Origin of the sequence: Paenibacillus wynnii, from assembly GCF_030812855.1 — a bacterium.
Classification (GTDB): domain Bacteria; phylum Bacillota; class Bacilli; order Paenibacillales; family Paenibacillaceae; genus Paenibacillus_AQ; species Paenibacillus_AQ wynnii_A.
On record NZ_JAUSTK010000037.1, the window covers coordinates 19,954 to 44,403 of the forward strand.

Annotated in this window: 22 protein-coding genes and 1 other RNA gene; 17 read left to right on the plus strand and 6 right to left on the minus strand. The window is 46.8% G+C overall.

The features are described 5' to 3' along the window. Positions 1-147 precede the first annotated feature (147 nt). Both J2T20_RS23260 and J2T20_RS23265 read right to left on the minus strand, forming a co-directional pair. Positions 148-981: a hypothetical protein gene (locus tag J2T20_RS23260; RefSeq protein ID WP_307592020.1), complete on the minus strand. Its 834-nt coding sequence runs from the start codon at positions 979-981 to the stop codon at positions 148-150. Between the two features lie 11 nt (positions 982-992). Beyond that, positions 993-3,008 carry a M1 family metallopeptidase gene (locus J2T20_RS23265; protein WP_307592022.1) on the minus strand — a complete coding sequence of 672 codons (2,016 nt, stop codon included), beginning with the start codon at positions 3,006-3,008 and terminating at the stop codon, positions 993-995. 103 nt (positions 3,009-3,111) lie between these two features. Between J2T20_RS23265 and J2T20_RS23270 the strand changes: the two genes are divergently transcribed. Then, entirely contained in the window at positions 3,112-3,618 is a 507-nt protein-coding gene (locus J2T20_RS23270) for a YwhD family protein (protein WP_307592024.1), read from the plus strand. A 94-nt stretch (positions 3,619-3,712) separates the two neighbouring features. On the opposite strand, the gene J2T20_RS23275 is transcribed toward J2T20_RS23270, so the two are convergent. The 3 genes from J2T20_RS23275 to J2T20_RS23285 form a co-directional block, all read right to left on the minus strand. After that, a complete protein-coding gene (locus J2T20_RS23275; RefSeq protein WP_307592026.1) occupies positions 3,713-4,171 on the minus strand; it encodes an AbrB/MazE/SpoVT family DNA-binding domain-containing protein in 459 nt (152 codons plus the stop codon). A gap of 227 nt (positions 4,172-4,398) precedes the next feature. Further along, on the minus strand, positions 4,399-5,082 hold the full coding sequence (locus J2T20_RS23280) for a DNA-3-methyladenine glycosylase (RefSeq protein ID WP_307592028.1): 684 nt from the start codon (positions 5,080-5,082) through the stop codon (positions 4,399-4,401). A 91-nt stretch (positions 5,083-5,173) separates the two neighbouring features. Further along, complete coding sequence (locus tag J2T20_RS23285; protein ID WP_307592029.1) at positions 5,174-7,240, minus strand: transglycosylase domain-containing protein; 2,067 nt, start codon at positions 7,238-7,240, stop codon at positions 5,174-5,176. Positions 7,241-7,570: 330 nt separating this feature from the next. Between J2T20_RS23285 and J2T20_RS23290 the strand changes: the two genes are divergently transcribed. Continuing rightward, on the plus strand, positions 7,571-8,014 hold the full coding sequence (locus J2T20_RS23290) for a DUF1934 domain-containing protein (protein ID WP_307592030.1): 444 nt from the start codon (positions 7,571-7,573) through the stop codon (positions 8,012-8,014). Further along, positions 8,011-9,696: an arginine--tRNA ligase gene (gene argS / locus J2T20_RS23295; protein ID WP_307592031.1), complete on the plus strand. Its 1,686-nt coding sequence runs from the start codon at positions 8,011-8,013 to the stop codon at positions 9,694-9,696. The genes J2T20_RS23290 and argS overlap by 4 nt, the downstream gene beginning before the upstream one ends. Positions 9,697-9,746: 50 nt before the next feature. On the opposite strand, the gene J2T20_RS23300 is transcribed toward argS, so the two are convergent. Continuing rightward, positions 9,747-10,919: a S8 family peptidase gene (locus tag J2T20_RS23300; RefSeq protein ID WP_307592033.1), complete on the minus strand. Its 1,173-nt coding sequence runs from the start codon at positions 10,917-10,919 to the stop codon at positions 9,747-9,749. A 423-nt stretch (positions 10,920-11,342) separates the two neighbouring features. Here J2T20_RS23300 and rpoE point away from each other — a divergent pair, with 423 nt between their 5' ends. The 14 genes from rpoE to J2T20_RS23370 all read left to right on the plus strand — a co-directional run bounded on the left by rpoE (position 11,343) and on the right by J2T20_RS23370 (position 24,112). Then, positions 11,343-11,897, plus strand: a complete 555-nt coding sequence (rpoE, locus tag J2T20_RS23305) for a DNA-directed RNA polymerase subunit delta (RefSeq protein ID WP_307592035.1) — start codon at positions 11,343-11,345, stop codon at positions 11,895-11,897. 218 nt (positions 11,898-12,115) lie between these two features. After that, entirely contained in the window at positions 12,116-13,723 is a 1,608-nt protein-coding gene (locus J2T20_RS23310; protein ID WP_307592037.1) for a CTP synthase, read from the plus strand. 201 nt (positions 13,724-13,924) lie between these two features. Then, positions 13,925-14,308 (plus strand): response regulator, encoded by a 384-nt coding sequence (locus tag J2T20_RS23315; RefSeq protein ID WP_307592039.1) that lies wholly within the window; start codon positions 13,925-13,927, stop codon positions 14,306-14,308. A gap of 297 nt (positions 14,309-14,605) precedes the next feature. Beyond that, positions 14,606-15,460: a class II fructose-1,6-bisphosphate aldolase gene (gene fba / locus J2T20_RS23320; RefSeq protein ID WP_307592041.1), complete on the plus strand. Its 855-nt coding sequence runs from the start codon at positions 14,606-14,608 to the stop codon at positions 15,458-15,460. A 221-nt stretch (positions 15,461-15,681) separates the two neighbouring features. Next, positions 15,682-16,935 (plus strand): UDP-N-acetylglucosamine 1-carboxyvinyltransferase, encoded by a 1,254-nt coding sequence (locus tag J2T20_RS23325; protein ID WP_307592043.1) that lies wholly within the window; start codon positions 15,682-15,684, stop codon positions 16,933-16,935. Between the two features lie 165 nt (positions 16,936-17,100). Next, on the plus strand, positions 17,101-18,453 hold the full coding sequence (gene rho / locus J2T20_RS23330; protein WP_307592045.1) for a transcription termination factor Rho: 1,353 nt from the start codon (positions 17,101-17,103) through the stop codon (positions 18,451-18,453). Positions 18,454-18,474: 21 nt separating this feature from the next. Then, the gene (locus J2T20_RS23335; RefSeq protein WP_307592048.1) at positions 18,475-19,752 is read left to right on the plus strand and encodes a radical SAM protein; all 1,278 of its coding nucleotides are present in this window, start codon (positions 18,475-18,477) and stop codon (positions 19,750-19,752) included. Between the two features lie 122 nt (positions 19,753-19,874). Further along, positions 19,875-20,072 carry a 50S ribosomal protein L31 gene (gene rpmE / locus J2T20_RS23340; protein WP_076106028.1) on the plus strand — a complete coding sequence of 66 codons (198 nt, stop codon included), beginning with the start codon at positions 19,875-19,877 and terminating at the stop codon, positions 20,070-20,072. 115 nt (positions 20,073-20,187) lie between these two features. Further along, positions 20,188-20,455, plus strand: an RNA gene (gene ffs / locus J2T20_RS23345) — signal recognition particle sRNA large type. Positions 20,456-20,588: 133 nt separating this feature from the next. Beyond that, entirely contained in the window at positions 20,589-22,355 is a 1,767-nt protein-coding gene (dnaX, locus tag J2T20_RS23350; RefSeq protein WP_307592051.1) for a DNA polymerase III subunit gamma/tau, read from the plus strand. 51 nt (positions 22,356-22,406) lie between these two features. Continuing rightward, the gene (locus J2T20_RS23355; RefSeq protein ID WP_036651400.1) at positions 22,407-22,718 is read left to right on the plus strand and encodes a YbaB/EbfC family nucleoid-associated protein; all 312 of its coding nucleotides are present in this window, start codon (positions 22,407-22,409) and stop codon (positions 22,716-22,718) included. 41 nt (positions 22,719-22,759) lie between these two features. Beyond that, a complete protein-coding gene (gene recR, locus J2T20_RS23360) occupies positions 22,760-23,359 on the plus strand; it encodes a recombination mediator RecR (protein WP_307592053.1) in 600 nt (199 codons plus the stop codon). Between the two features lie 201 nt (positions 23,360-23,560). Continuing rightward, positions 23,561-23,827: a hypothetical protein gene (locus tag J2T20_RS23365; protein ID WP_307592055.1), complete on the plus strand. Its 267-nt coding sequence runs from the start codon at positions 23,561-23,563 to the stop codon at positions 23,825-23,827. A gap of 21 nt (positions 23,828-23,848) precedes the next feature. After that, positions 23,849-24,112 carry a pro-sigmaK processing inhibitor BofA family protein gene (locus J2T20_RS23370; RefSeq protein ID WP_307592056.1) on the plus strand — a complete coding sequence of 88 codons (264 nt, stop codon included), beginning with the start codon at positions 23,849-23,851 and terminating at the stop codon, positions 24,110-24,112. The last annotated feature ends 338 nt before the right edge of the window (positions 24,113-24,450 follow it).

A 24,450-nucleotide genomic window follows, 5' to 3' on the forward strand; every position in this document is an offset into this window, starting at 1 on the left:
ATTTCTTAAAAGATTACAAAGTTGTTACTATCAGTACAGGCATCATTGTAACAAAGGATTTACCGTTTTGCAAATGATCTAACCTAAAAAGAGTCTCGGTTCCTAGTTCTAGGAACGAAGACTCTTTAAATATGCCCAGAGGCCATCTTAATTATTACTTGGAAGCTTGCTTTGCCATAGGTGATACTGGGCCGCCAAACCCCACATTTTGAAGAAGGTAGAGGGAAGGGGGGAGATCTGCCGAATAAGGAGTGCTGGTAATCCGGGGCATAAAATTCCTGTCAATCCACACAAGAGCAGAACCAGAAAGCTGCCTGCCCCTAGGATAGCCGCAGTGGTTACCGCAGGGATAATATGCCGCAAACAGAGTATAAGGGAGTAGAACATTCCAGTACCACCGGTGTAACCGAATTGCATATATAACAGGCACAAACGGATGATGAAAATATAAATTAGCCACACTAGGAGAAAAGGGATGATCTTTAACAGCAACGAATAGTCCAGAAATGAGGACAAGAGCAACTTGTATATTCTCGGGGCTAGCCAGTATAAAGGCAGAAGAGCCAGCAGCCACTCAACTAAGCTGAAGATCAGAACAGGCAAGCCATAGAGCTTCATGCCGGGGAAGAAGAAAAGACCACGCGTTCCTTTGGACTCCTGATGCAGTTCATGGATCAGTCCAGCCCGAATAAAGGGAGACAGCAGCATCTTCAGTATGGTTATTGCCAGCAGCATCCACAGCCAACGTTGCACGCCAGGATCGCTGCTCAGGCTGAATTGACCCTCGATGTAGTACAGCAGTCTGCTCATTCCACTGCCTCCAGCTTGCTGATTGGGATAACGCATCAGAATAGGTACAATAGCATCCCGTACGAATCCATACATAAAATAGCCCCAGAGTAACCGATATATGAACAACAATATTAGAATGTAAAACTGCTCTTTCATGCTGTGAAAACCGCGGGTTATCGATACTCTCAAGATCATTCACCTCACCAGGACAGAGTTCCAAGCACAGTTTCTATAAGTTTTGTTGCGCTGAGCGTCCAGCGGGAAACAGTATCCCGCTCAAGCTCCGCCATTCTGAAATTATTAAGATGTTTATTCTCAAGCAAGATGGAACGCTGGGGATCGATTTCAGCCGATAGAAGTGGAGCGCTATAAAGTAACTGAAAAGTAGCTTCAGTACCCTGTCCGTCCCATACCCGCTGCATGGTATGTCCGTCAGTAAAAGTGAACTTTAGATTTACATTTGGATAAGGAGTTCCTTTATTGCGTACCTTCACCTGCGATTCATAAAGGTAAGTGTCATTCTTGTTTTGGCGCTCCTTACGGATGCTTGATATCTGATCGAGCGAGAAGTCGGGGGTACCTCCGCTGTAGATATAGTGATCGAAGTAACTTTTCCAAGACTCTCCGGTCACCTGTTCAACCGTCTTTTGAAAATCATAGGTAGAGGGATGGCCGAAACGGTACTTTTTGGCGTACGCGGACAAAACGGCATCCATGGCCTTGGAGCCAATTCTGAGCTCGATATCCTTCAACACCAATTTACCCCGTATGTATACATTTTGGGTGTATACGCCCTTACCTTTATATCTCCAGGTTTCCTGGTTCAATGGCTCAGGCTTTTCTACGAGGCTTGCCTGTAGGGCCAGGTTAGGCGCGATACCGTATTCCTTTTCCATTAACTTATCTTCAGCGTAGGAGGTGAAGCTTTCATCCAGCCAGGCCTCCTCAAATTCGTTGTTGGCAACCATGCCGTAGAAGTATTGATGTCCGATTTCATGAATGACGGTCCGCTCAAGTGAGGTGTCAGGGGATGTGCCGTTGGCTCCGAAGGCTGTGATGAGAGTTGGATACTCCATTCCTCCGGCCCCGTTACCTTGTTCTGGCGGAACCACTATGGATAATGAAGAGTAGGGATAAGGTCCATACCATTTACTGAAATAAGTCAGAGCAGCTTTGGCAGCTTGAAAATAACGCTCTTGTAAGTCCTTGTGTAGCGGATCTAGGTAAAGCTTAATGCGTACCCCCGGAACTTCAGGCGAGGAGAAGGCCTGCTGGGCCACCACAAAATCGGGGGAAGCCGCCCAGGCAAAATCATGCACATCGTCGGCATAGAACTGATAGGTTTTATAGTTTTGAACAATCTTTGGATTTTTTGTAGGAAATCCAGTAGCGGCTACGGTGTAATTGGATGGAACGGAAATGGTTACATTGTAAATGCCAAAGTCACTGTAAAACTCTGAAGTGCCGTGATATTGATGCAAGTTCCAGCCTTCTTCTCTGACCCCTCGGAGATCTGCCGGCTCATAAACACTAAGCTTGGGGAACCACTGTCCAGCCATGACGAAATTGCCTGAGGTTCCCATACGCGCAAAGATTTTGGGCATCTTTACCTCATATTGTAATTTAAGCGTGATGCTCTCCCCGCCCTTTACGGGCTGAGGAAGATGTACTTTTACCAGGGTCTTGTCATTTACATTTCCATCGTCAGGCTGTACATACTGTGTTCTTTGAAGCAATGAGACCCCCTCAGTCGTACGCAGATCGGTCAGAGTCATGCTGCCGAACCCATTCGCCGGCATTGAATCACTGCGCAGCTTGCCTCCCGATTCTTTCATAAAGGTCGTATCCATGGAAGAAAAGGCATTGGGGTATAAATGGAAGTACAGATCATTGACTGGTTTTGAGCCGGGGTGAGTCCAGGTCACCGTCTCAGATGCTTTTAAAACACTTGTGTCCGGATCAAACCGTACATTAATGTGATATTCTACAACTCTATGGCTCATGGCTTGGGCTGTCTTAGGTGGTATGCGCTCCGGAGTGATTGGGCTTGCAGGAGTTCCTTCTTTAGCGGTAATGGGGGACTTGGCCTTTTCTGGAGCAAGGGTGGTTACATTTAAGGGGTTATGCCCGGAGAATGCCCACATTCCTCCTCCCAGCAGACAGAGGACTGCCAGAGTCCCTGTTATGATTTTGAACCGTAGTGACCATAGCTTCATACAGTGATTCCTCCCGTTGACAAGCATCTACGGGATGTATATGTTTGCAATCACTGTATTATTAGCTAAAATTAAATTATTCGCAGGAGAAGGGACGTGCAGCATGGATAACGTACAGCCGGAGGGCAAAAAGCAGATTGCTTTGAATATTGTGAACGCCAAGAGCAAGCATAAAGGGTTCGGAGCAGGCTCTATTGATCTGAACAATGTATCACCTGTTATTATTGATGGCGGAGAGGCAGTAATTGATATTGGTGCTATGCACGCCAAAAGTAAGGTAGAGAAGGGTATTAAATTCTCAACCAACCGAGAAGATGTTCCTGCAGGCAGACAAGTGTGGCTTGTATGGGTAGCTGTCGATCGCACAGTGGAAGGCCAGTTTTATGCCGGATTGACTGCTTGTGAAATGTGGATAGATACAGAGGCGCGGCGGGGCTGGAAGATTCTTGCCGATCATGTGAATAAGCTTGATGCTTCCCTAAAGAGGAAGGTAATCGTAGAGGGGTTGGGCACCGTAGAGAAAGCCGCGTTGCAATCTCTGCTTATTGCTCATAATGCAGAATGGTGGGCAGCTTCACCTCAAGAACTGAAAGCAGCACTTTCAGAGTAAAGAATAGTGAAGAATAGAACATAGAAAGGCTACGCTCTCCTGCTGAAGGAAGAACGTAGCCTTTTTTAACATATCAGTAGATCATTCTATAGTATTAAAGGGTAAACCTTCGCTTAAGCTGACTTACTCTTGCTTGGCTGATGCCGAGCCTATTGGCGAGCTCTTTTTGATTGGCGTGGGGATGATCTTTTATGGCCTGCTCCAGCCGAACCCTCATCTCTTCAGTTCTAGCTCTTTTCTTCTTGTTGGCCTCATAGGCAGGTTCTCCGGTGTTCTTAAGCGGTGCTGAATCCTCTAGATGATGCTCAGGAAGACTCAACTCACTCAGACAATGGCTGCAAATGAATTGATCCTTGTAATAAGAGACATTATCAAGACTTCTGCAAAACGTACATTCGGTCGATGTGTACTTTCTTAGTACAATAATACTCTCATCCAGAACAAAAAATTCTATAGGATCCCCAATATCAATATTGCGTGTCATGCGGATTTCAGCGGGAACCACAATTCGTCCAAGACTATCTAAACTCCGGATCATGCCTGTATCCTTCATTCCATGTCCCTCATTTAATCTTAAGATTTGATGGTCGTTACGATTATAAAGTATACAGTAAATGTAATTTAAAGCATAGGGGAAAGCGCATACATATATTAAATATTCTGATACTCTAACTAGCAAAAGAAAACCTCTCCGGCTTCATAAGTTCCAGCGAGAGAGGTTGATTAGGGTTCTATATTTTTATACCCAATTATTAAGCCATGAAACCACCAAGCGGATATTTAAGTCCATGTAAAAGCCTGTTCATTCTTTTCTTTTACAGAAATGTAGGGGTTGTCTTTGATATAGAAACGCCAAGGCTGAGAGACATATTCTTCAGCATAAGGAATGTTGATGCGGGGTGACTGCACAATATCAAGACTTACAGGATCGTCGCCCTGTTCAAGCCACAGCGCCCCTCCAGGAGCATCAAGACGTGTGCCGTTAAGACTCTTATCTATTCTAAGTGCCCGGCAGAGCTTACCCGGCCCACCGGACAAGTCAGAAGGTCGCTTAATCTTGATATTGCGATTTGCGGCCATATATTCTGCATCAACGGGAGTGAGTGGCTGCACCCCCCGAATGAGTACTGCCTGGGGATTATCCGGCTCAGCGGTCACCACATTAAGACAGTAATGCATCCCGTAAATTAGATAGATGTAGGCTGCGCCACCGGCTTTGAACATAATCTCCGTGCGGGCTGTGCGTCGGCCCCCGTAAGCATGGCTCCCCTTATCCTCGATCCCGCCGTAGCTTTCGGTTTCTACGATGCGGCAGACGATGTCGCCCGCCTCTGTACGGCGGATTAAATGCTGCCCTAACAGACGCGGAGCGGCCTCCAGGGCGGTATAGTCATAGAATGGGCGTGGGAGTGGCAGGTCGGGATAAGCAGATCTTTTACGGTGAGGATGGTTGTCAGCATTCATGGCAGGGTCCCCCTTCGGGCATGGGTATAAGATGACCCAGTCATGGGTTGGTCTCATGGTATCCCATGGCAGATGCGATTGGCAACAAAGGCTAGTTCAACCACCAGCGTTTAATATCATCCCAGAGGGAACCATCCTCCTTGGTGGGATTGATAGGTGTAGAGGAGCCTTCTCCCTCAGGGTTTGAGCTGTCACTTCCATGCTGATCACAATATTCAGTGGGTTCCGTGCCGCTGATAAAGGTATCCAGCTCCTTGGTAGGGCAACCTGATGTGGCCAATTTACCGGACTCAGGATTGATATATACATTGACAACGCCGTCAGGAATGGGAAAGATTTTAGGCGGTACATTCTCAAGTGCCTTTTCTGTGAACTGAGCAAAAATAGGGGCCGCACGTCGCCCATCAGCTGTAGTAATATTTCGACCTTTATCGTAGCCAACCCACACTGCAGTGGAGAGTTCAGGGGTGAAGCCCACCATCCATGCATCGGTGTCGGTAGTTCCCGTCTTACCGGCTACGGGGCGTTTGATAATGGAAGCTACACGATTCCCGGTGCCGCCTGTTTCGAACACACCTTCCATTAATCGAGTCAGTACATAGGCCGCTGCCGGCTCCACTACAGTCTTACCCAGAGGCCTAGGGGCTTCGTAGAGGGTATCCCCTCTGGCATCAGTAATCTTTAAGATTACAGTTATGGGCGTTTGGACCCCCCCGCCTCCGATCACTGCAAAGGCTGAGGCCATCTCCAGCGGGCTGACGGGTGAAGTGCCAAGTGCGAGAGAGGGTACGCTTTGGAGCGGGCTGTCGATGCCCATTTTAGCAGCCATTTCAGCTACCTTATCCGCACCTACCTTCATAATCGTATTTACAGCATAAATATTATCCGAGGCTGCTATAGCCTGGCGCATATTAATCTCTCCAAGATACTTGTCCCCAAAATTGCGGGGCTGATAGGTCTTTCGGTTGTTATCATAATGAAAAAGCGTCGGCTGACTGTTGAAGACCGATAGGCCTGTCATTGTCTTGGTAGATAAAGCAGTCAAATACATAATCGGTTTAAAAGACGAGCCGGGCTGACGTGTAGAAGAGAGAGCATGATTAAACTGATTCGTCCGGTAGTTTTTACCCCCGACCATAGCCTTCAGATAACCATTCCGAGGATCTACGGATACCAAGGCGGTTTCCAGCTCTCCATCCCCATCCATCTCTTTCTCCACTGCAGTTTCCGCTGCGCGCTGCATATCTTGATCTAGCGTTGTATATACGTTTAGTCCGCCCTGATCCAGCTCATCGCTGGTGATATGGAGAAGATTCGTTACAAGGGTGCGGACATAGTCGCGAAAATAAGGCGCAGTAACAAGGGTGTCCTTCTTCCCCTGAGGCTTCAAATTCAGTGTCTCCTGTGAGGCCTGTTCTGCTTCATTTTTTGTAATTTCCCCTAGCTCAGCCATGACTGATAAAATAATTCGTTGGCGCTTTTTAGCGTTGTCCAAATGGCTGTAAGGAGAATAGTAGGTGGGACCCTTCGGAATACCGGCCAGCATAGCACTTTCAGCCAGATTCAAATCAGCGGCTGATTTGCCAAAGTACATCTGGGATGCCGCCTCGATTCCGTAGGCACCGTGACCGTAATAGATTTCATTCAGATACATGCGTAGAATTTCATCCTTACTGTATTTCATCTCTAGCTGCAGTGTATAGACTGCTTCCTTAGCTTTTCGGGTCCACGTTTTCTCGTGGGAGAGATAGAGATTCCGTGCTAGCTGTTGGGTTAGCGTACTGGCTCCCTGTGTGCGGCTTCCATTTTCAAGATTAACCAGTACGGCACGCCCCATGCCCTTAAGATCGAATCCAGAGTGCTCATAAAATTTGCGGTCCTCTACAGCCAGTGTTGCCTGGATAACTAGCGGAGAGATATCCTTGAGAGCTACCGGCTCCCGACTCCTGCCATCCGGGGAAAAGGTAGCTAGAACGTTGCCTCTGGAGTCTAACAGCTTGGAGCGGATATCGTCCGAGGCAGGCGGGAGCTCTTTTTGATACAAGTACCCTAACAAGCCCCCCGCTGCCAGCAGGAATAGAACGATCAAGGTAGCCAGCAGCCGGAGTATTCGCGGGAAGCGGCGTTTCGGTATGGGTGAATTTGATTGACGCGTCATGGCACCATGCTCCTTTTCTCGCTTTTCAAAACTGACAACGAATGGTATGAACTTGCAGAGACCGGTCTGTCTTTTTTACTTTCATTATGGGGAAGGAAGAGTCGGGATATTCAATCAGACATCAAGTTCGCTTTCAAAAAGCAGGAAAATCAACAATAAGAATTGAATTGCTCTCTTGAACTGGATATAGTAGTACAATGGAAAGCGAATACGCCTTTGCTCAAAAATATACTTGTATCCGTATATTTTTCCGAGAACGGATGCCGTCTTGTATAGGATGGTGCAGCCGTTTCTTCTTGTGCAGAGGCTTGCAGAATTGAGGAGCATAGTATGCCTGAATTATCGTCTGACAAATATAGCGTCTCCGTTTCGCTCGTAAGCCTTCATGAAGGCGAACAGAGTGTTTTGAACGTTTCCGGGGAAGTTATAGCCAAGGGATCCCAGTTGTACATCCGGTATGTTGAACCGGGGCAGGGACCACAGGGAGAAGACGTTTCTATTCGAACAACCCTAAAGATAGCAGGTAACGAGCTGAAGATTATCCGACATGGTGGTGTAGAATCCGAGCAGAGCTTTCAAGAAGGGCGGCGTTTGCCGGGATTTTACCGTTCCCCCTATACCCAATTTAATCTTGCGACTGAAACCCGGGAGCTTGATATTGTACGTGATGGACGTTCCCTGAAGGTATCGCTGGATTATGATCTGTACGTTTACGAAGAGTTATCTGGAAAGTTCGCTATTAGTTTGCATATACAGGAGGAACCAAAATCATGACAACGATTCAAAATCCGTTAGAGCTAGTTAATGAACGGGTGAAAGAGGCTATTGCCGATGCAGTAATTGCTGCCGGTCTGGTCACACGCGAAGAGCTTCCAGCGATTACACTGGAAGTCCCTAAGGATAAAGCCCATGGAGATCTGGCAACAAATGCTGCCATGCAGCTAACCAAGATTGCCAAGCGTAATCCGCGCCAAATTGCCGAGGCCATTGTAGAACATTTGGATTCAAGCCATGCTGTGATTGAAAAAGCGGAGATTGCCGGACCGGGTTTCATTAACTTCACATTGTCCAAGCATTATCTATATCCTGTCATCAGCCTTGTGGCCGAACAGGGAGAAGATTATGGTCGTGTCAGCATAGGACAAGGACAAAAGGTAGAAGTTGAATTTGTAAGTGCTAACCCTACAGGCAGTCTGCATTTGGGACATGCTCGCGGTGCGGCGGTGGGTGATGCCCTGTGTAACGTACTGGATTTTGCCGGATATAAGGTTAGCCGTGAATATTACATTAATGATGCGGGTAACCAAGTGGCTAATCTGTGCAGATCCATAGAGACGCGTTATTTGCAGGAGCTTGGTCAACCGGCTGAAATGCCTGAAGACGGATACCATGGCGAGGATATTAAAGGCTTTGCGAGGGAACTCGTGCTTGAAAAGGGTGATTCCCTGCTAGCTATGACTCCGGGAGACCGTGCTGCTTTCTTCCGCACCTACGGACTGGAGAAGGAGCTCGATAAAATCAAACGTGATTTGGGTCGATTCCGCGTTTCCTTCGATATCTGGTTCAGCGAAACCTCGCTTTATGAGAATGGAGAAGTATTGAACTCGCTGGACGAACTGCGTCAACGCGGAGAAGTGTATGAAGAAGAAGGCGCGACTTGGCTGCAGACCACTAAATATGGCGACGACAAGGACCGCGTACTGATCAAGAATGACGGCACCTACACTTACCTTACGCCGGACATTGCTTATCACAGCGATAAATACGGCCGCGGCTACGATAAAATGATTAATATATGGGGTGCGGATCATCACGGCTATATCCCGCGGATGAAGGCTGCAATGTCTGCACTGGGTAACGACCCTGACAAGTTGGTTGTGCTGATTGCCCAAATGGTAAGTCTGTTTCAGGACGGCGAAAAAGTTAAAATGTCCAAACGTACTGGTAAAGCCGTAACGATGGAGGAATTAATGGAAGAGGTTGGCATTGACGCCATCCGTTACTTCTTTACAATGCGGAGCATGGACTCTCATCTGGATTTCGACATGGACTTGGCGATTTCGACGTCCAATGAGAACCCTGTCTTCTATGTACAATACGCGCATGCGCGTATTTGCAGCATATTCCGTCAGGCTGAGGAGCAAGGCATAACTCTGCCGGACTTATCACAGGTAGATTACACCAAGCTGACAGCAGTACATGAATATGATTTGCTTCGCAAAATCGGTGAGCTTCCATCCGAGATTGCCGTTGCGGCAGAGGGTTATGCTCCGCACCGCTTGGTCCGTTATGTTTATGATTTGGCTGCGCTCTTCCACAGCTATTACAAAGCAGAGCGTGTAATTACTGAGGATGGAGCCCAGACACTAGCGCGTCTGGCATTGCTTGGCGCAACGCGTACAACGATCGCCAATGTGCTGCGTCTGATTGCTGTAACTTCACCGGACAAAATGTAAGCGGCTGTTGAATCAGCAGCTAATCCAGCAACTAAGGCCTCCGCCTCCCGTTATCGGGGGGCGGAGTTTGCTTTGAGTGGCTGGTTTCGCGACCCTGCCCGCAGCAAGCGCAGCGCGTCCGCTGCTCCGCCTCCTAGCGTAGCGCGGCGCTGACCTTTGCGCAGCCGCACTGGGGAGGCGGTGCGCCGCAGGAGCAGCTTCAGCTCCCGTGGCGTGAGGCCCGGTCGCAGGGCGAGCAGCAGAGCAGCGGCTCCCGTAACATGGGAGGTCGCCATGGATGTGCCGCTCATTTCTTTATACCCTTCCCTCAGCCAGCAGGAGGGAACGCCCTCACCGGGCCCGTATACGTCAATATACGGGCCGCGATTACTGAAGCCGGCGACCTGACGTTTTTTGTCGACAGCGCCTACGGCTATGGCTTCAGAATAACGGGCGGGGTAATCACCGCCACGTTTCCCGTCATTGCCTGATGAGGCGATGATGGCAATGCCTGCATGATAGGCTTTAAGAACAACATTGTGCAGGGCTTTGCTTCTGGTTTTCATCCCGAAGCTCATATTGATAAGGTCAATCTTATTCTGAACACACCAATCGATACCAAGTACGATGTCGGAGACATATGCTGAGCCGGTATGGTCAAACGCTTTGACAGGATACAGAAGCGACCGTGGAGCCACGCCCATCATCCCTCGGGAGCCGCCAGCGGCCGCCAGCGTGCCGGCAATATGGGTACCGTGTCCGTTGTCATCAAGGGGCAGCATCCCTCGATGAAGCAGGTTTATACCTGATGCTAGCGAGTGTCGTAAATCTGGATGGCGGTAATCAGCACCGGTGTCAATAACGCCTATTTTGACATGGACACCTGTTGATTTCGACCAGGCCTGCGGAGCATGAATCGCTTTCACCCCCCAAGGCATGACCGTTCCAGTCTTCTCCCCAGGCAGGGTATGGATTTGCATTCTTAAATCATCTTCGATGCTTATGGTGTCTGAGAATTTTCGTATCAGCTTCTCAGCTCCTGCAGCAGGTACAAAGAAGGCCCGGATCATCGGGGATATTTGTACCTTTCGGAGCTCTGGTTGTTTTGTTTTTAAGGATTTCCACTTTGAGAGCGCTGCGGCATACTCACGGGCATCATAAAATGTAACGATGCGCCGCTCTCCACGTTTGGGGGCAACTGACAGCTCCTCCAGAAGACTTTGCCAGAATCCGTAATAATCCATGTTTTTCGCCGTCCCCTCCTTGGTGCCGTGTGCCATATTGTATGAATGAAGAGGAGGAGACGAATGGGAACTTGCCCTTTTTTAACGAAATAGGCACCCCATCGTGTCAAAAGACAGCGGAACACATAAAATAAACAGAAGAGATCAATTACTCTCTTTGCAATCCCGTAAGGAGCCGATCCTTGGCGTGGATACAGTCATGTGCGGAGGATTTTCCTCCGCCTTTTTCTTGTTGCGAGGTGTTGAATGCCGGATCAAGCCGTTCTGTTCTTTACAACATGATAACAGTGAGCCTTGTTCAGTTCTTTAGTTATTGCTTTTGACTTGCAATTTGCAGCCAAATAGGTTTTACTTAGGTTTGTTAAAGGATATATTGAATTAAAATGTAGTAATGTGAACATTGTGTGAGAGGAAGTGTCCTTAGTGAGTACGCCACTCAATTTAAAGCTTGATCCGGAGAAACTTAAAGAAATGCCGATGGTGGATCTGGCTTTTCTGGTGCTCAAGGCGGCAAATACGCCGTATTATTACCGTGATTTGATGGTCGAGGTGGCCAAGCTGCGCGGTATGACTGAAGAACAAACTAACAATACTATCGCCCAGCTATATACCGAGATTAACATTGACGGGCGTTTTGCCTGTGTCGGCACCAACCTATGGGGATTGAAACGCTGGTATCCTCTGGAACGCTCCGACGATCCAGTTGGTAACTCTAAACGTCCGCGTATTATCAATGACGAAGATGACGATTTAGAAGATGACGACTTTGCTGAAGAAGAAGAGAATTACGCTGCTGAAGAAGAGGATTTCGACGTGATCGATGACGATCGTGACGACCTCTATTCTGACGACGACAGCGAAGAGGAAGTTGACGAAGATGTCGTTATTGATGATGATGACATTGACGAAGATGGAGACGATGAGGAAGATTCGGACGAAGGCGTCGATGAGAATGCCGAAGACGAAGACGACCTATAATTAAGCAGATTTCCAATGGCATAATTCTGCCCTTGACAGAGGGAAAGCGTCAGAGTAAACTATTGCATGGGCTTATGATGAAGATTAATATTTTTTTCTAACAATAAAAAGTGCCCCGGGTCTACGGGTGTCACTTTTTTGTTTTTTTAAATGGCATGTAGCCGCGGTTTTCTCAAACGTCGCCTGAATTTCTGGAACTTTATTAGGAGGGTTTTACAGTGACAAAGTATATTTTTGTAACGGGTGGCGTTGTGTCTTCTCTTGGCAAAGGCATCACTGCCGCTTCTTTGGGCAGGTTGCTTAAGAACAGAGGTTTAAAGGTTACGATTCAAAAATTCGATCCGTATCTTAATGTTGACCCGGGAACGATGAGCCCTTATCAGCATGGAGAAGTATTCGTGACAGACGATGGAGCGGAGACCGACCTTGATCTTGGCCACTATGAGCGTTTCATTGACATTAATTTGTCAAAAAGTAATAACGTAACAACGGGTAAAATTTACTCATCAGTAATTAGCAAAGAAAGACGCGGTGAATATCTGGGTGGAACCGTTCAGGTCATCCCCCACATTACCAATGAGATTAAGGAGCGCGTATTCCGTGCTGGACGCGAAACCAGCTCTGATGTCGTGATTACTGAAATCGGCGGAACCGTAGGCGATATTGAGAGTCTTCCGTTCCTGGAAGCTATTCGCCAAATCAAGAGTGACATTGGTCGCGAGAATGTTATGTACATCCATGTAACCTTGATTCCATACATTAAGGCTGCTGGAGAAGTTAAAACCAAACCGACCCAGCACAGCGTTAAAGAGCTGCGCAGTATCGGTATTCAACCGAATGTCATTGTTTGTCGTACAGAGCATGAGCTATCTGCTGATATGAAGGCAAAGATAGCCCTTTTCTGCGATATTGACGCTAATGCGGTAGTGGAATGCCGTGACGCTGCGACCTTGTATGAGGTGCCGCTGAACCTGCGTGATGAGGGATTGGACGAGATTGTCGTCAATCATTTGAAGCTTACTACTCCAGCACCGGATATGCGGGAATGGGAAAGTATGCTTGAACGCATCCAAAAACTTGAAAAAACAGTTGAGATCGCAATTGTTGGTAAGTACGTAGCCCTGCATGATGCCTACCTGAGTGTAGTGGAATCACTATCTCATGCCGGTTTTGCCGCTAATGCTGAGGTCAAACTCCGCTGGGTGAACGCTGAGGAAATTACCGATGAGAATGTAGATGAGATGCTGCGCGGTATTGGCGGTATTCTGGTTCCCGGAGGCTTCGGTGATCGGGGAATTGAAGGTAAAATTTCAGCGATCCGTTATGCACGTGAGAAGTCTATACCATTCTTTGGGATTTGCCTGGGTATGCAAGTATCAGTTATTGAATATGCCCGTTCTATTGTAGGCCTTGAAGGTGCGAACAGCTCCGAGATTGATCCGACAACATCGTATCCTGTAATCGATCTGCTTCCAGAGCAGAAAGATATTGAAGATATGGGCGGAACGATGCGTCTAGGATTGTATCCTTGTAAACTTCTGCCTGATTCCTTAGCTATGGAATGTTATGCAGATGAGCTTGTATACGAACGTCACCGCCACCGTTATGAGTTCAATAATGCATACCGTGACGAAATTGAGAAAGCTGGCCTGGTTATTTCGGGGGCTTCCCCGGATGGACGTTTGGTGGAGATTGTTGAGCTACCGGGTCATCCGTGGTTCCTGTCCGTTCAATTCCATCCAGAATTTACATCCCGTCCAAACCGTCCACAGCCTTTGTTCCGTGAATTCGTCAAGGCTTCGCTGACACATTCCGAACAGTTGTAATTTTTTGAACAACTCCTAATACTGCACCTTGAAGAGCTTCCTTTTGGAGGCTCTTTTTATTTATGCAATTTTATCCAAATAGGAGGAATATGCATACAAATCACGAATTATAGTCTGATATGGATTTAATTGCCGAAGAGCCGTTTGCTGTGGGGAGCGCGGTGTAATCAATTTGCCGTAAATTTCTAGGGGGTTTAGCGTATGAAAAAGAAAGTGTTAATTGTTGATGACCAAAACGGAATTCGCATTCTACTTATGGAAGTGTTCAACAGTGAGGGATACACGACTTTCCAAGCAGCTAACGGTAAATTGGCATTAGAGATTATGCGTACTGAGTCACCTGACCTGGTTCTTCTTGATATGAAGATTCCCGGAATGGATGGGCTGGAGATCTTGAAGCATCTGAAGGAAATTGACCCTGCTATTAAGGTCATCATGATGACTGCCTACGGAGAGCTCGATATGATAAAGGAAGCAACAAACTTAGGGGCTCTTATGCATTTCACCAAACCCTTTGATATCGATGAAATGCGGGTAGCTGTTAATATGCATCTCCACGCTAAGCCGGCTGATCAGTGCAGCTAAGTCAGGATTCTGTTGTTCTCAGAGTCCTTTTGACTTTTTATAATTAGGAGTATGATCTTTGAGGTTTCTGCGACTTAATGAAATATATGTCCGATTAAATCCTCCTAATGGCTATCAAGTAGGAGGATTTGCGTTGATACAGGCTAGTTCCGGGAAGGGTTGGGTAAATAACGTCCCACCGGGACATTTTTTTGCTTACCCTATTTAGTATTTGAGACAGGATGTGCTATAATAATCCTGTATGTGATGTCGGCTTAAAAATAGAGTTAACCCAACATTCTTAGGAGGATTGAAACCATGCCATTAGTATCTATGACAGACATGTTAAACAAAGCACTTGCAGGAAAATATGCAGTAGGTCAGTACAACATCAACAACTTGGAGTGGACACAAGCGATTCTTGGTGCAGCAGAAGAAGAGAAGTCACCAGTAATTCTTGGAGTTTCTGAAGGAGCAGCTCGTCACATGGGCGGCTTTAACACTGTTGTAAAGATGGTAGAAGGCCTTATTGAAGATATGAAAATCACTGTACCAGTAGCCATTCACTTGGATCACGGTTCAAGCTTCGACAAATGTAAAGCTGCGATTGACGCTGGATTTACATCTGTAATGATCGATGGTTCCCACCACTCGATTGATGAGAACATCGAAATGACAAAGCAAGTGGTTGAATATGCACACGCTAAAGGCGTTTCCGTTGAAGCTGAAGTAGGTACTGTTGGCGGCCAGGAAGACGACGTTATCGGCGGCATCATGTATGCTGACCTGAACGAATGCGTACGCATCGTTAAAGAAACAGGTATCGACACTCTGGCTCCTGCACTTGGTTCCGTTCATGGACCATACCTGGGCGAGCCTAACCTTGGATTCAAGGAAATGGAAGAAGTTCGCGATGCTGTTAAGGTTCCACTCGTTCTGCACGGTGGTACAGGTATTCCTAAACATGATATCGACAAAGCAATCTCCCTGGGTACTTCCAAAATCAACGTAAACACTGAGAACCAAATCGTGTTTGCTAAAACCGTTCGTGAAGTTCTTGCTGCAAAACCAGATGCTTATGATCCACGCGTATTCATCGTACCAGGTCGTGAAGCGATCAAACAAACCGTTATTGGCAAAATTCGTGAGTTTGGTTCTAACAACAAAGCGTAATAGATTTTACCAATTGCACATTAATCCTAGTGAACATACTCACAGGATACATACACAGAACTGTCTGTATGCACAGGAAACGTCCTTTAACTCAGTCTAATTAAATAGTATCATTTGGAAAGCACACCGCCTAGACGGTGTCTTTCCATTTTCATCACCAAAAAAGCCACAGCACGTATTGTCGATCAGTTGCAATACACGTAGGGGGAACCAGATAATATATGGAAAAATTAATGATTGACGGTGGACGTCCACTGCAGGGTGTTGTAACCATCAGCGGAGCAAAGAATAGTGCGATCGCGCTTATTCCTGCGGCGATTTTAGCCGAATCTGAAGTTATTCTGGATAATTTGCCAATCCTTAGCGATGTTGCCGTCTATTCCGAGATCCTTGAAGAGTTAGGCGCAAGTGTATCCTGGTCAGGCAGCCAAATGAGAATTGATCCCTCACGTATTTTATCGATTCCTATGCCCAACGGGCCTGTCAAGAAACTTCGGGCTTCTTATTATATGATGGGAGCACTTCTTGGAAGATTCAAGGAAGCAACCATAGGTCTTCCCGGCGGCTGTAATTTTGAGCCCCGTCCGATCGACCAGCACATCAAGGGATTTGAAGCGCTGGGTGCCACAGTTACCAATGAACACGGCTCTATCCACCTTTATGCAAAAGAACTGCGCGGTGCGAAGATTTATTTGGACGTATCCAGCGTAGGTGCCACTATTAACATTATGCTGGCCGCTTCACGGGCCAAAGGCTCTACAATTATCGAAAACGCGGCTAAAGAGCCTGAGATTATAGATGTAGCTACCCTATTAAACTCTATGGGCGCTGTTATTAAAGGCGCCGGTACTGAAACTATCCGAATTGAGGGTGTCACGGAGATGCATGGTTGCCGTCACTCTATCATTCCTGACCGGATTCAAGCTGGAACATATATGATTGCCGCTGCAGCGACGCGCGGTGACGTGGTTATAGATAACGTAATTCCTAAGCATTTGGAAGCATTAACGGCAAAGCTGCTGGAGATGGGTGTGGGTATTGAAGAGCTAGACGAGAGCATTCGTGTGATCGGTAAGGCTCGATATGGTCATGTCGATGTAAAAGCGCTAATTTATCCAGGGTTTCCCACCGACTTGCAATCCCCTATGACAAGCTTGCTAACTCAGGCGGAAGGTGTTAGTGTACTAAGTGATTTTGTCTACAGTAGCCGCTTTAAGCATGTACCTGAATTAGTACGTATGGGCGCTAAGATCCGTGTTGAGGGCCGATCTGCGATCATCGAGGGCAATAAACTTAATGCCGCAAAGGTTAAAGCAACTGATTTGCGGGCTGGTGCTGCACTTGTTATTGCGGGATTGACGGTTGAGGATGGTATTACTGAGGTGACGGGTGTTGAATATATTGATCGTGGCTATGACAACCTGGTCATTAACCTTCGTCAGCTAGGCGCTGAAGTATGGCGTGAGAACGAATAAATTCGTATACCCCCAAGAAAGGAGGAGTTTATTTGCATACTTACTGCATATCTCCTTCTTTTTTGGGTAATCCTATCCTAATGAGGATTTTACTGGACTCTTAATATACCATATGTATTGATTGCTAGATGAACTCATATAAAAAATTGAATAGGTGGTTATTACATGGATCTTCAAATTTCCGATTTGGAAGTAATGAAGCTGACCGATCTGTACACACTGGCTAAAAAATACCAGATTCCCTACTACGGCCAGATGAAGAAGCGGGAACTGATCTTTGCAATCCTAAGGGCGCAAGCCGAGCAGAGTGGGCTCATGTTTATGGAAGGTGTGCTGGAAATTCTACCTGAAGGGTATGGTTTTCTAAGACCGATTAACTATTTGCCCAGTGCTGAAGATATCTATATATCAGCCTCTCAAATTCGTAAGTTTGATCTCAGAAGCGGGGATCTTGTCTCGGGGAAATGCCGGACACCCAAAGAAAATGAACGATATTTTGGACTATTACAGGTCAATGCCGTAAATGGCGAGAATCCTGCCACTGCAGCGGAACGTCTCCATTTCCCAGCACTAACACCTCTTTATCCGCAAGTTAAGCTGCCGCTTGAAACATCCCCTACCCATTTATCTACCCGAATAATGGATTTACTTGCTCCCGTAGGTCTGGGGCAGCGCGGTTTAATTGTAGCACCTCCCAAAGCGGGGAAAACGCTCCTGCTGAAAGAAATTGCCAACAGTATCTCCATTAATAATCCTGAGATTGAATTGTTTGTGCTACTTATAGATGAGCGACCTGAAGAAGTAACAGATATGCAGCGTTCTGTGAAGGGTGAAGTCGTGGCTTCGACCTTTGATGAGCTTCCTGAGAACCATATCAAAGTGGCCGAACTCGTCTTACAACGCGCACTTCGTCTAGTAGAGCATAAAAAGGATGTCGTAATCCTGCTTGATAGCATAACCCGTTTAGCCCGTGCTTATAATCTCGTGGTTCCGCCGTCTGGCCGGACACTAAGTGGCGGTATTGATCCGGCAGCTTTTCATAGGCCCAAGCGGTTTTTTGGATCGGCTCGGAATGTTGAGGAAGGCGGAAGTCTGACGATTTTGGCGACTGCACTGATCGATACGGGTTCCCGCATGGACGATATTATCTATGAAGAGTTTAAAGGCACAGGAAACATGGAACTTCACTTGGATCGCAAACTGGCCGAACGCCGGATTTTCCCTGCTATAGATATTCGTCGCTCAGGTACGCGTCGTGAAGAGGTATTGCTTACCAAGGAAGAGCTCGATACGATTTGGACTATTCGTAAAAATATGAATGAATCCTACGATTTTGTGGAAGGGTTTATCAAAAAGTTGCGTGACACTAAGACGAACGCTGAATTCTTGGCATCTTTTGATGTTGCCGGTTCCAAGGAATCTTCAAACGGTACGGCCAGCAATGGAGGAACCTCCAATAGCGGTGCTGCGGCACGGCGCACAACACGTCCAAAGACCCCATCCATACCTACAACTTAGAATGATAAGAGGTGATTAACCATGTATTTGGTATATGCTGATGAGCAAGGAAATGTCTATGATCATCCCGAACTGTACGGCTTGGCCCGCAGTGGAGATATGATCGTTGAAATATTAGAAGAAGAGTTGATTCCGCTGCCGGAAGGCGCTACGCTTGTAGGATTGCCGAATACACGGGCGGCGGGCATGAACCCTGAGACGGGTGAAATGCTGCCCTTGCCGGAAGGATCGCAGGCTGTGGGTGCGCTTTTGCCGCAAGGATTTACACGCCTGTGCCTTCCCGGTTACGTAAAGACAGATAAATCTTATAAGCTTCCACTGTTCGGATACTCTGCGGTTGTGTGGAAGGACGGGGGTTTTTACGTAGGTGCGGAACTTACGGATGACCCAGAGAAATGGAATCCGCTCAATTGTGATACTAAGGGTGTAAAAGCTGGTGTTAGCGAGCTTTTGGCCAAATACCCGGAGAACCGCCTCTACGAGCATCTCTCCAATTGTGCGCTTGAGTATGAATGTCTTACGTCTTCCAATAGCTTTTTAGGCCGCTGGGAGGGTGCTGTACCTGTCTCCCATTCCTGTAATGCGGGTTGTTTTGGTTGTATTTCCGATCAGCCGGAGGATAGCGGCTTTGTCTCTCCGCAGACACGGATGGACTTCCGTCCAAGAGTCGATGAGCTAGTACAAGTTATGCTGGAGCATCTGAAGACACCGGAATCCATTGTCAGCTTCGGGCAAGGTTGTGAAGGCGAACCCTCTACGCAAGCCAAGATCATTATTGAAGCTATGCGTGAAGTTCGTGCCACTACAAATATGGGATATATCAATATCAACACAAATGCCGGCTTAAATGACCATATCCGCGGAATTGTTGATGCAGGTCTTGATTTAATGCGTGTCAGCACTATAAGTGCATTGGATGACCATTACAACGCTTATTATAAGCCGCGTGGATACACACTGGCTAATGTCGAGAAGTCCCTGAAGTACGCAGTATCTCAAGGTGTCTATACTTCAATTAACTATCTGGTGTTTCCGGGAGTAACGGACCGGGAAGAAGAGGTTGAGGCTATGGTTGAATTTGTTAGACGTACAGGACTGAGGCTAATCCAGATGCGTAACCTGAACATTGACCCGGAGAGCTATCTGGGATTAATTCCTCCTGCCAAAGGTGAAATACTTGGCATGAAAACGATGCTTGATATTTTTCGTGAGGAACTGCCGGAAGTTGTTATCGGCTCATATACTCATATTCCGCCTGCAAATATGGCACGTATCAAATCAGGGAGCGTCCATATTTAACACTCGAAAAATGTAAAATTGAAACATATTGCCGATTCATTTATTTCGTGGTAGAATGTGAATATCTGTTCATTATAACTCTGTGCCCGCATGAGGCCCAGGGCAAAAGAGGTGAAATTCAAATGCAAGAAGCAATTCAACCAAAGTATAACTTGACTAAGGTAACCTGCGCATGTGGCAATACTTTTGAAGCCGGCTCTGTTAAACAAGAGCTTCGCGTCGAAATTTGCTCCAACTGCCACCCTTTCTTTACTGGTAAGCAGAAGTTCCTGGATGCTGGTGGTCGTGTCGATAAATTCAAGAAGAAATACGGTATCTAATTTAATTAGCCATTCTGCGGCTTAATAACACAAACCCCCGACTTTTATAGTTGGGGGTTTTTGGATTCCCCAATATGGTTGATTTTTATTTAGGTGTGAGCTATACTTGAGTTCGCCGTGCTAGACGGGGAGGTAGCGGTGCCCTGTAACTCGCAATCCGCTGTAGCGAGGTTGAATTCCTGTTAGAGGTGCTGTCGATGTGAGGCCTTGGTCCCTACGTGCTGTGTTGACGATTGGGTCCTCCGCAATGAGTGCTTATGAACCTGGTCAGGTCCGGAAGGAAGCAGCCATAAGTAAGTTACTCTTGTGCCGGAGGGTTGCCTAGTCCGAGCAGTCGCGTAGGGTTGCCGCTTGGATCGCAGCTATCAATAACAGGTGCACGGTTTATACTTATAATTAATGCATCTTTGCGATAAGCGAAGATGCTTTTTGTTTTTGGTCAAAGCCTAAGGATTATAGTATAATAAATAAGCGATTAACGCCGGGAATGCGGCAGTTGAAAGAGGGTAAAGCATAGTGGAACATATCGCGTTGTATCGTGCGTGGCGGCCACAGTCGTTTAAAGACATGGTAGGACAACGGCACATTATCCAAACGCTGCAGAATGCTATTCGTGAACAGCGGGTTTCGCATGCCTATCTGTTCAGCGGTCCGCGAGGAACGGGTAAGACTAGTGCTGCGAAGGTACTGGCCAAGGCGGTCAACTGTGAGCGCCAACAAGGTTCAGAGCCTTGTAATGAATGTCCCTCTTGTCTGCGGATTACTGCGGGGAATGTAATGGATGTTCAGGAGATAGATGCAGCCTCCAACCGGGGTGTAGAAGAAATTCGCGACTTACGGGACAAGGTCAAATATGCCCCTACCGAGGTACGCCGTAAAGTGTATATTATTGATGAAGTGCATATGCTGACTACAGAAGCGTTTAATGCTCTTCTGAAGACTCTTGAGGAACCGCCACCGCATGTAATGTTCATTCTGGCTACAACCGAACCCCACAAATTGCCGGCAACGATTATTTCGCGTTGTCAGCGCTTTGATTTTCGTAGAGTATCGCTTGAAGAGCAGACAGGTCTGCTTAGTGAGATTTGCGAAAAAGAGGGAATTGAAGCGGACCCTGACGCATTACAGTATATTGCCCGTCTGTCAGATGGCGGTATGCGTGATGCGCTCAGTATATTGGATCAGATATCCTCATTTACCGATGGGCATGTAACTTATCAGCAGGTGCTCGGTATGACAGGTGGGATACCTGCAGAGCAATTTGCCCGGTTGGCTTCGGCCATACTGGAAGGTAACATGGGGCTGCTTCTGGAGTTGGTGGAGCAGCTTATGCATGAAGGTAAAAGTGCCGACAAATGTCTAGAGAATTTGCTCCATTATTTCCGCGATCTGCTAATGATCAAAATGGTTCCGGGGGCAGATCAACTAACAGACCGAGTCTTAAATCCAGCAGAGTTCAAGGATATGGCGGCAGCTTTCTCCCGGGAGCGGCTCTTTGAGATCGTTGATACGCTGAACCGTTATCTTGGTGAGATGAAATATGCGACTCATCCGCAGACCTTGTTTGAGGTAGCCCTTATGAAGCTGTGCAGTATGCGGCAGGGTGATCTTCCTGTTACTATGGACTCATCTGCCTCTGTCGCTGTTTCGGCCGGCCTTCCGGCTGTTCATCAGAGTGAGTTGGTTATCCTGAAGAGACAGATCGTTGCGCTGGAGAAAAAGCTGGAACAAGCTATGCAATCCGGCAGTATTTCTAGCGGCGGGCGTGAAGCGGGGGCTCCTTCGAGATCCGGGGCAGCACAAACCCCTGCTCCTCGTATATCGGCACCAGGCAAAATGCCGCCTCATATGGATCTTTTCATTGCCGGCAAGGACAGCACTGATTTTGCAGCGGTCTATAAGCAGTGGAGTCTTGTGCTTCAAGCCGTGAAAGAGGAGAAAGTAACCGTTCATGCATGGTTTGTGGATGGGGAACCAGTGTCTGTTATAGAGGATGCAGTTCTTGTTGCCTTCAAAAATACGATTCACCGTGACACTACAGAGAAGCCTGTCAACAGACAGGTTATTGAAGGAGTGTTGGCGGCTCGTTTAGGCAAGCCATACAGACTTGTGACAATAATGCTTCGTGATTGGAATGAGGCTGCCCTTAAGTCTGTGAGTCAAGTAAGTAAGGAAGAACTGCGGCTGGAACATGAGCATGAAGCGGCAGGCGGAACATCAGAACCTTGGATTGATGAGGCGATCCAGCTGTTTGGGGAAGACCTTGTTATCATAAAAGAGTAGAGTGAAAAATATATTATCACGCGAATGCGTATTCCAGAGGAGAGATGATGTATGAATAATATGAACCAGATGATGAAGCAGGTCAAAAAAATGCAAGAGCAAATGCTTAAGGCCCAAGAAGAGCTTGGTGGCAAGGTAATCGAAGGCACTTCTGGCGGCGGAGTAGTAACCGTTCAAGTAAATGGTCATAAAAAACTGCTCTCTATTCAAATTAAGCCTGAGGCTGTTGATCCGGAAGATGTAGAAATGCTGCAGGATCTAGTAATTATCGCTGTAAACGATGCGCTTACCCAGGCGGAAGAGCTTGCTAATAATGACATGGGTAAATTCACCGGCGGCATGAAAATCCCCGGCTTATTCTAGTCCGTACTCAATAAAGCTATACCCAAAGGAGAACCACCACAGTGTATTATCCCGAACCGCTAGCTAAGCTGATCGATGCATTCACACGTTTGCCGGGAATCGGTCCAAAGACGGCTGCCCGGCTGGCGTTTCATGTGCTGAACATGAAAGAGGACGAGGTTATTGATTTTGCCAAGGCTCTCGTAAGTGTTAAGCGTAATCTCCACTATTGTTCGGTCTGCTGTAACATTACAGACACTGATCCCTGCCGCGTGTGTCAGGACAAAACTCGTGATCCTTCCGTTATTTGTGTGGTTCAGGATTCCAAAGATCTTGTAGCCATAGAACGAACTAAGGAATTTAACGGGTACTACCATGTTCTGCAAGGAGCCATCTCCCCTATGGAGGGTATCGGACCTGATGATATCCGTCTAAAGGAGCTACTGACCCGTCTAAGTGATGAAAGGGTGAAGGAACTTATTATGGCGACTAATCCTAACATTGAAGGCGAAGCTACCGCTATGTATATCTCCCGGCTTGTCAGACCTTTTGAAATTAGGATTACCAGAATAGCTCATGGATTGCCCGTTGGGGGCGATCTTGAATATGCAGATGAGGTTACATTGTCCAAGGCATTGGAAGGTCGCCGTGAGCTTTTTTAATAGGTGCTACCGGATAGCGTAATAGTATCTAGCTACTTAGAATTCATTGACAGATATATTTCTTACAATGCTTGCAGTATCAATTGTGAAGAGAAGCCCGGATTGGGGCTTCTTTTTTTGGTTCTAAGTTTGTCCCTTTCCCGATATGAATGAGATTAACGATGCAAGTATCGTTGAGTTCAATCTGAAGGGGGTATCGAAATGGGCTGGTGGAGTTATAAGCGTAGAAGTAGCAGGGAAGCCCAGAAGCATATGAGTGACGATAACTGGGGGGCATACTTAGAAGTGCGCAAAGCTCAAGGGGAGTGGGAAAGAGCCCGTCTAATGTTTGATGAAGCTTCAGGAGAGGATCAGATTGATTACGCCATCTTTATTCTTGAGGCGGCAGAACGAAAATATCAGATCCACTTAAAGCATGCCAAGTTGTTAGGGTTGAACCGCAGTCAAATGCAGTCGGAGGAAGGGTAGTTATTTAAGGGAGGGGACAACGTGAAGCTAGCGGCGATGGGTGTATTGATTATATCAGCGGCCTTACTAATATTTATAGTGATGAAAAAAAGGTTGGGGTGGGGCTGGATCAGCCTCTTTGGCACCCACTTGGTTCTGGCGGCATTAGCTCTTTATGTAGTGAACTTCTCAGGATTAATCAGTGGGGTGCATGTACCTTTGAACCCGGTAACCATCGGCACAGTAACTATACTTGGCTTACCAGGTGTCATTATGCTTATGGGACTTAAAATAACATTGTTTTAAGGGTTGACGGGAGTTTAAAGTATATGATATATTAGTTTTCGGCCCTTTGGACAAGATGTTCTCGAATATCTTGCCGAGATGGTAAAGCGAAAAGTTAAATTAAAAAAACGCTTGACTAGAATGAGAGTGCTGTGATATATTATAAAGGTCGCTGCTGAGACAAAATGAGCGACAAACGAGACATTGATCTTTGAAAACTGAACAACGAGTGAGTGGGATTTTACGAGAGTAAAATCCAAAATGGATGAGTTTCACAGCGTGTTTCACGCTTTTGAAATTTCATCAAGAGAATGAAAATTCTCGTCAGATGTTTCAAAATGAGCAATCGCTCTTTCTGA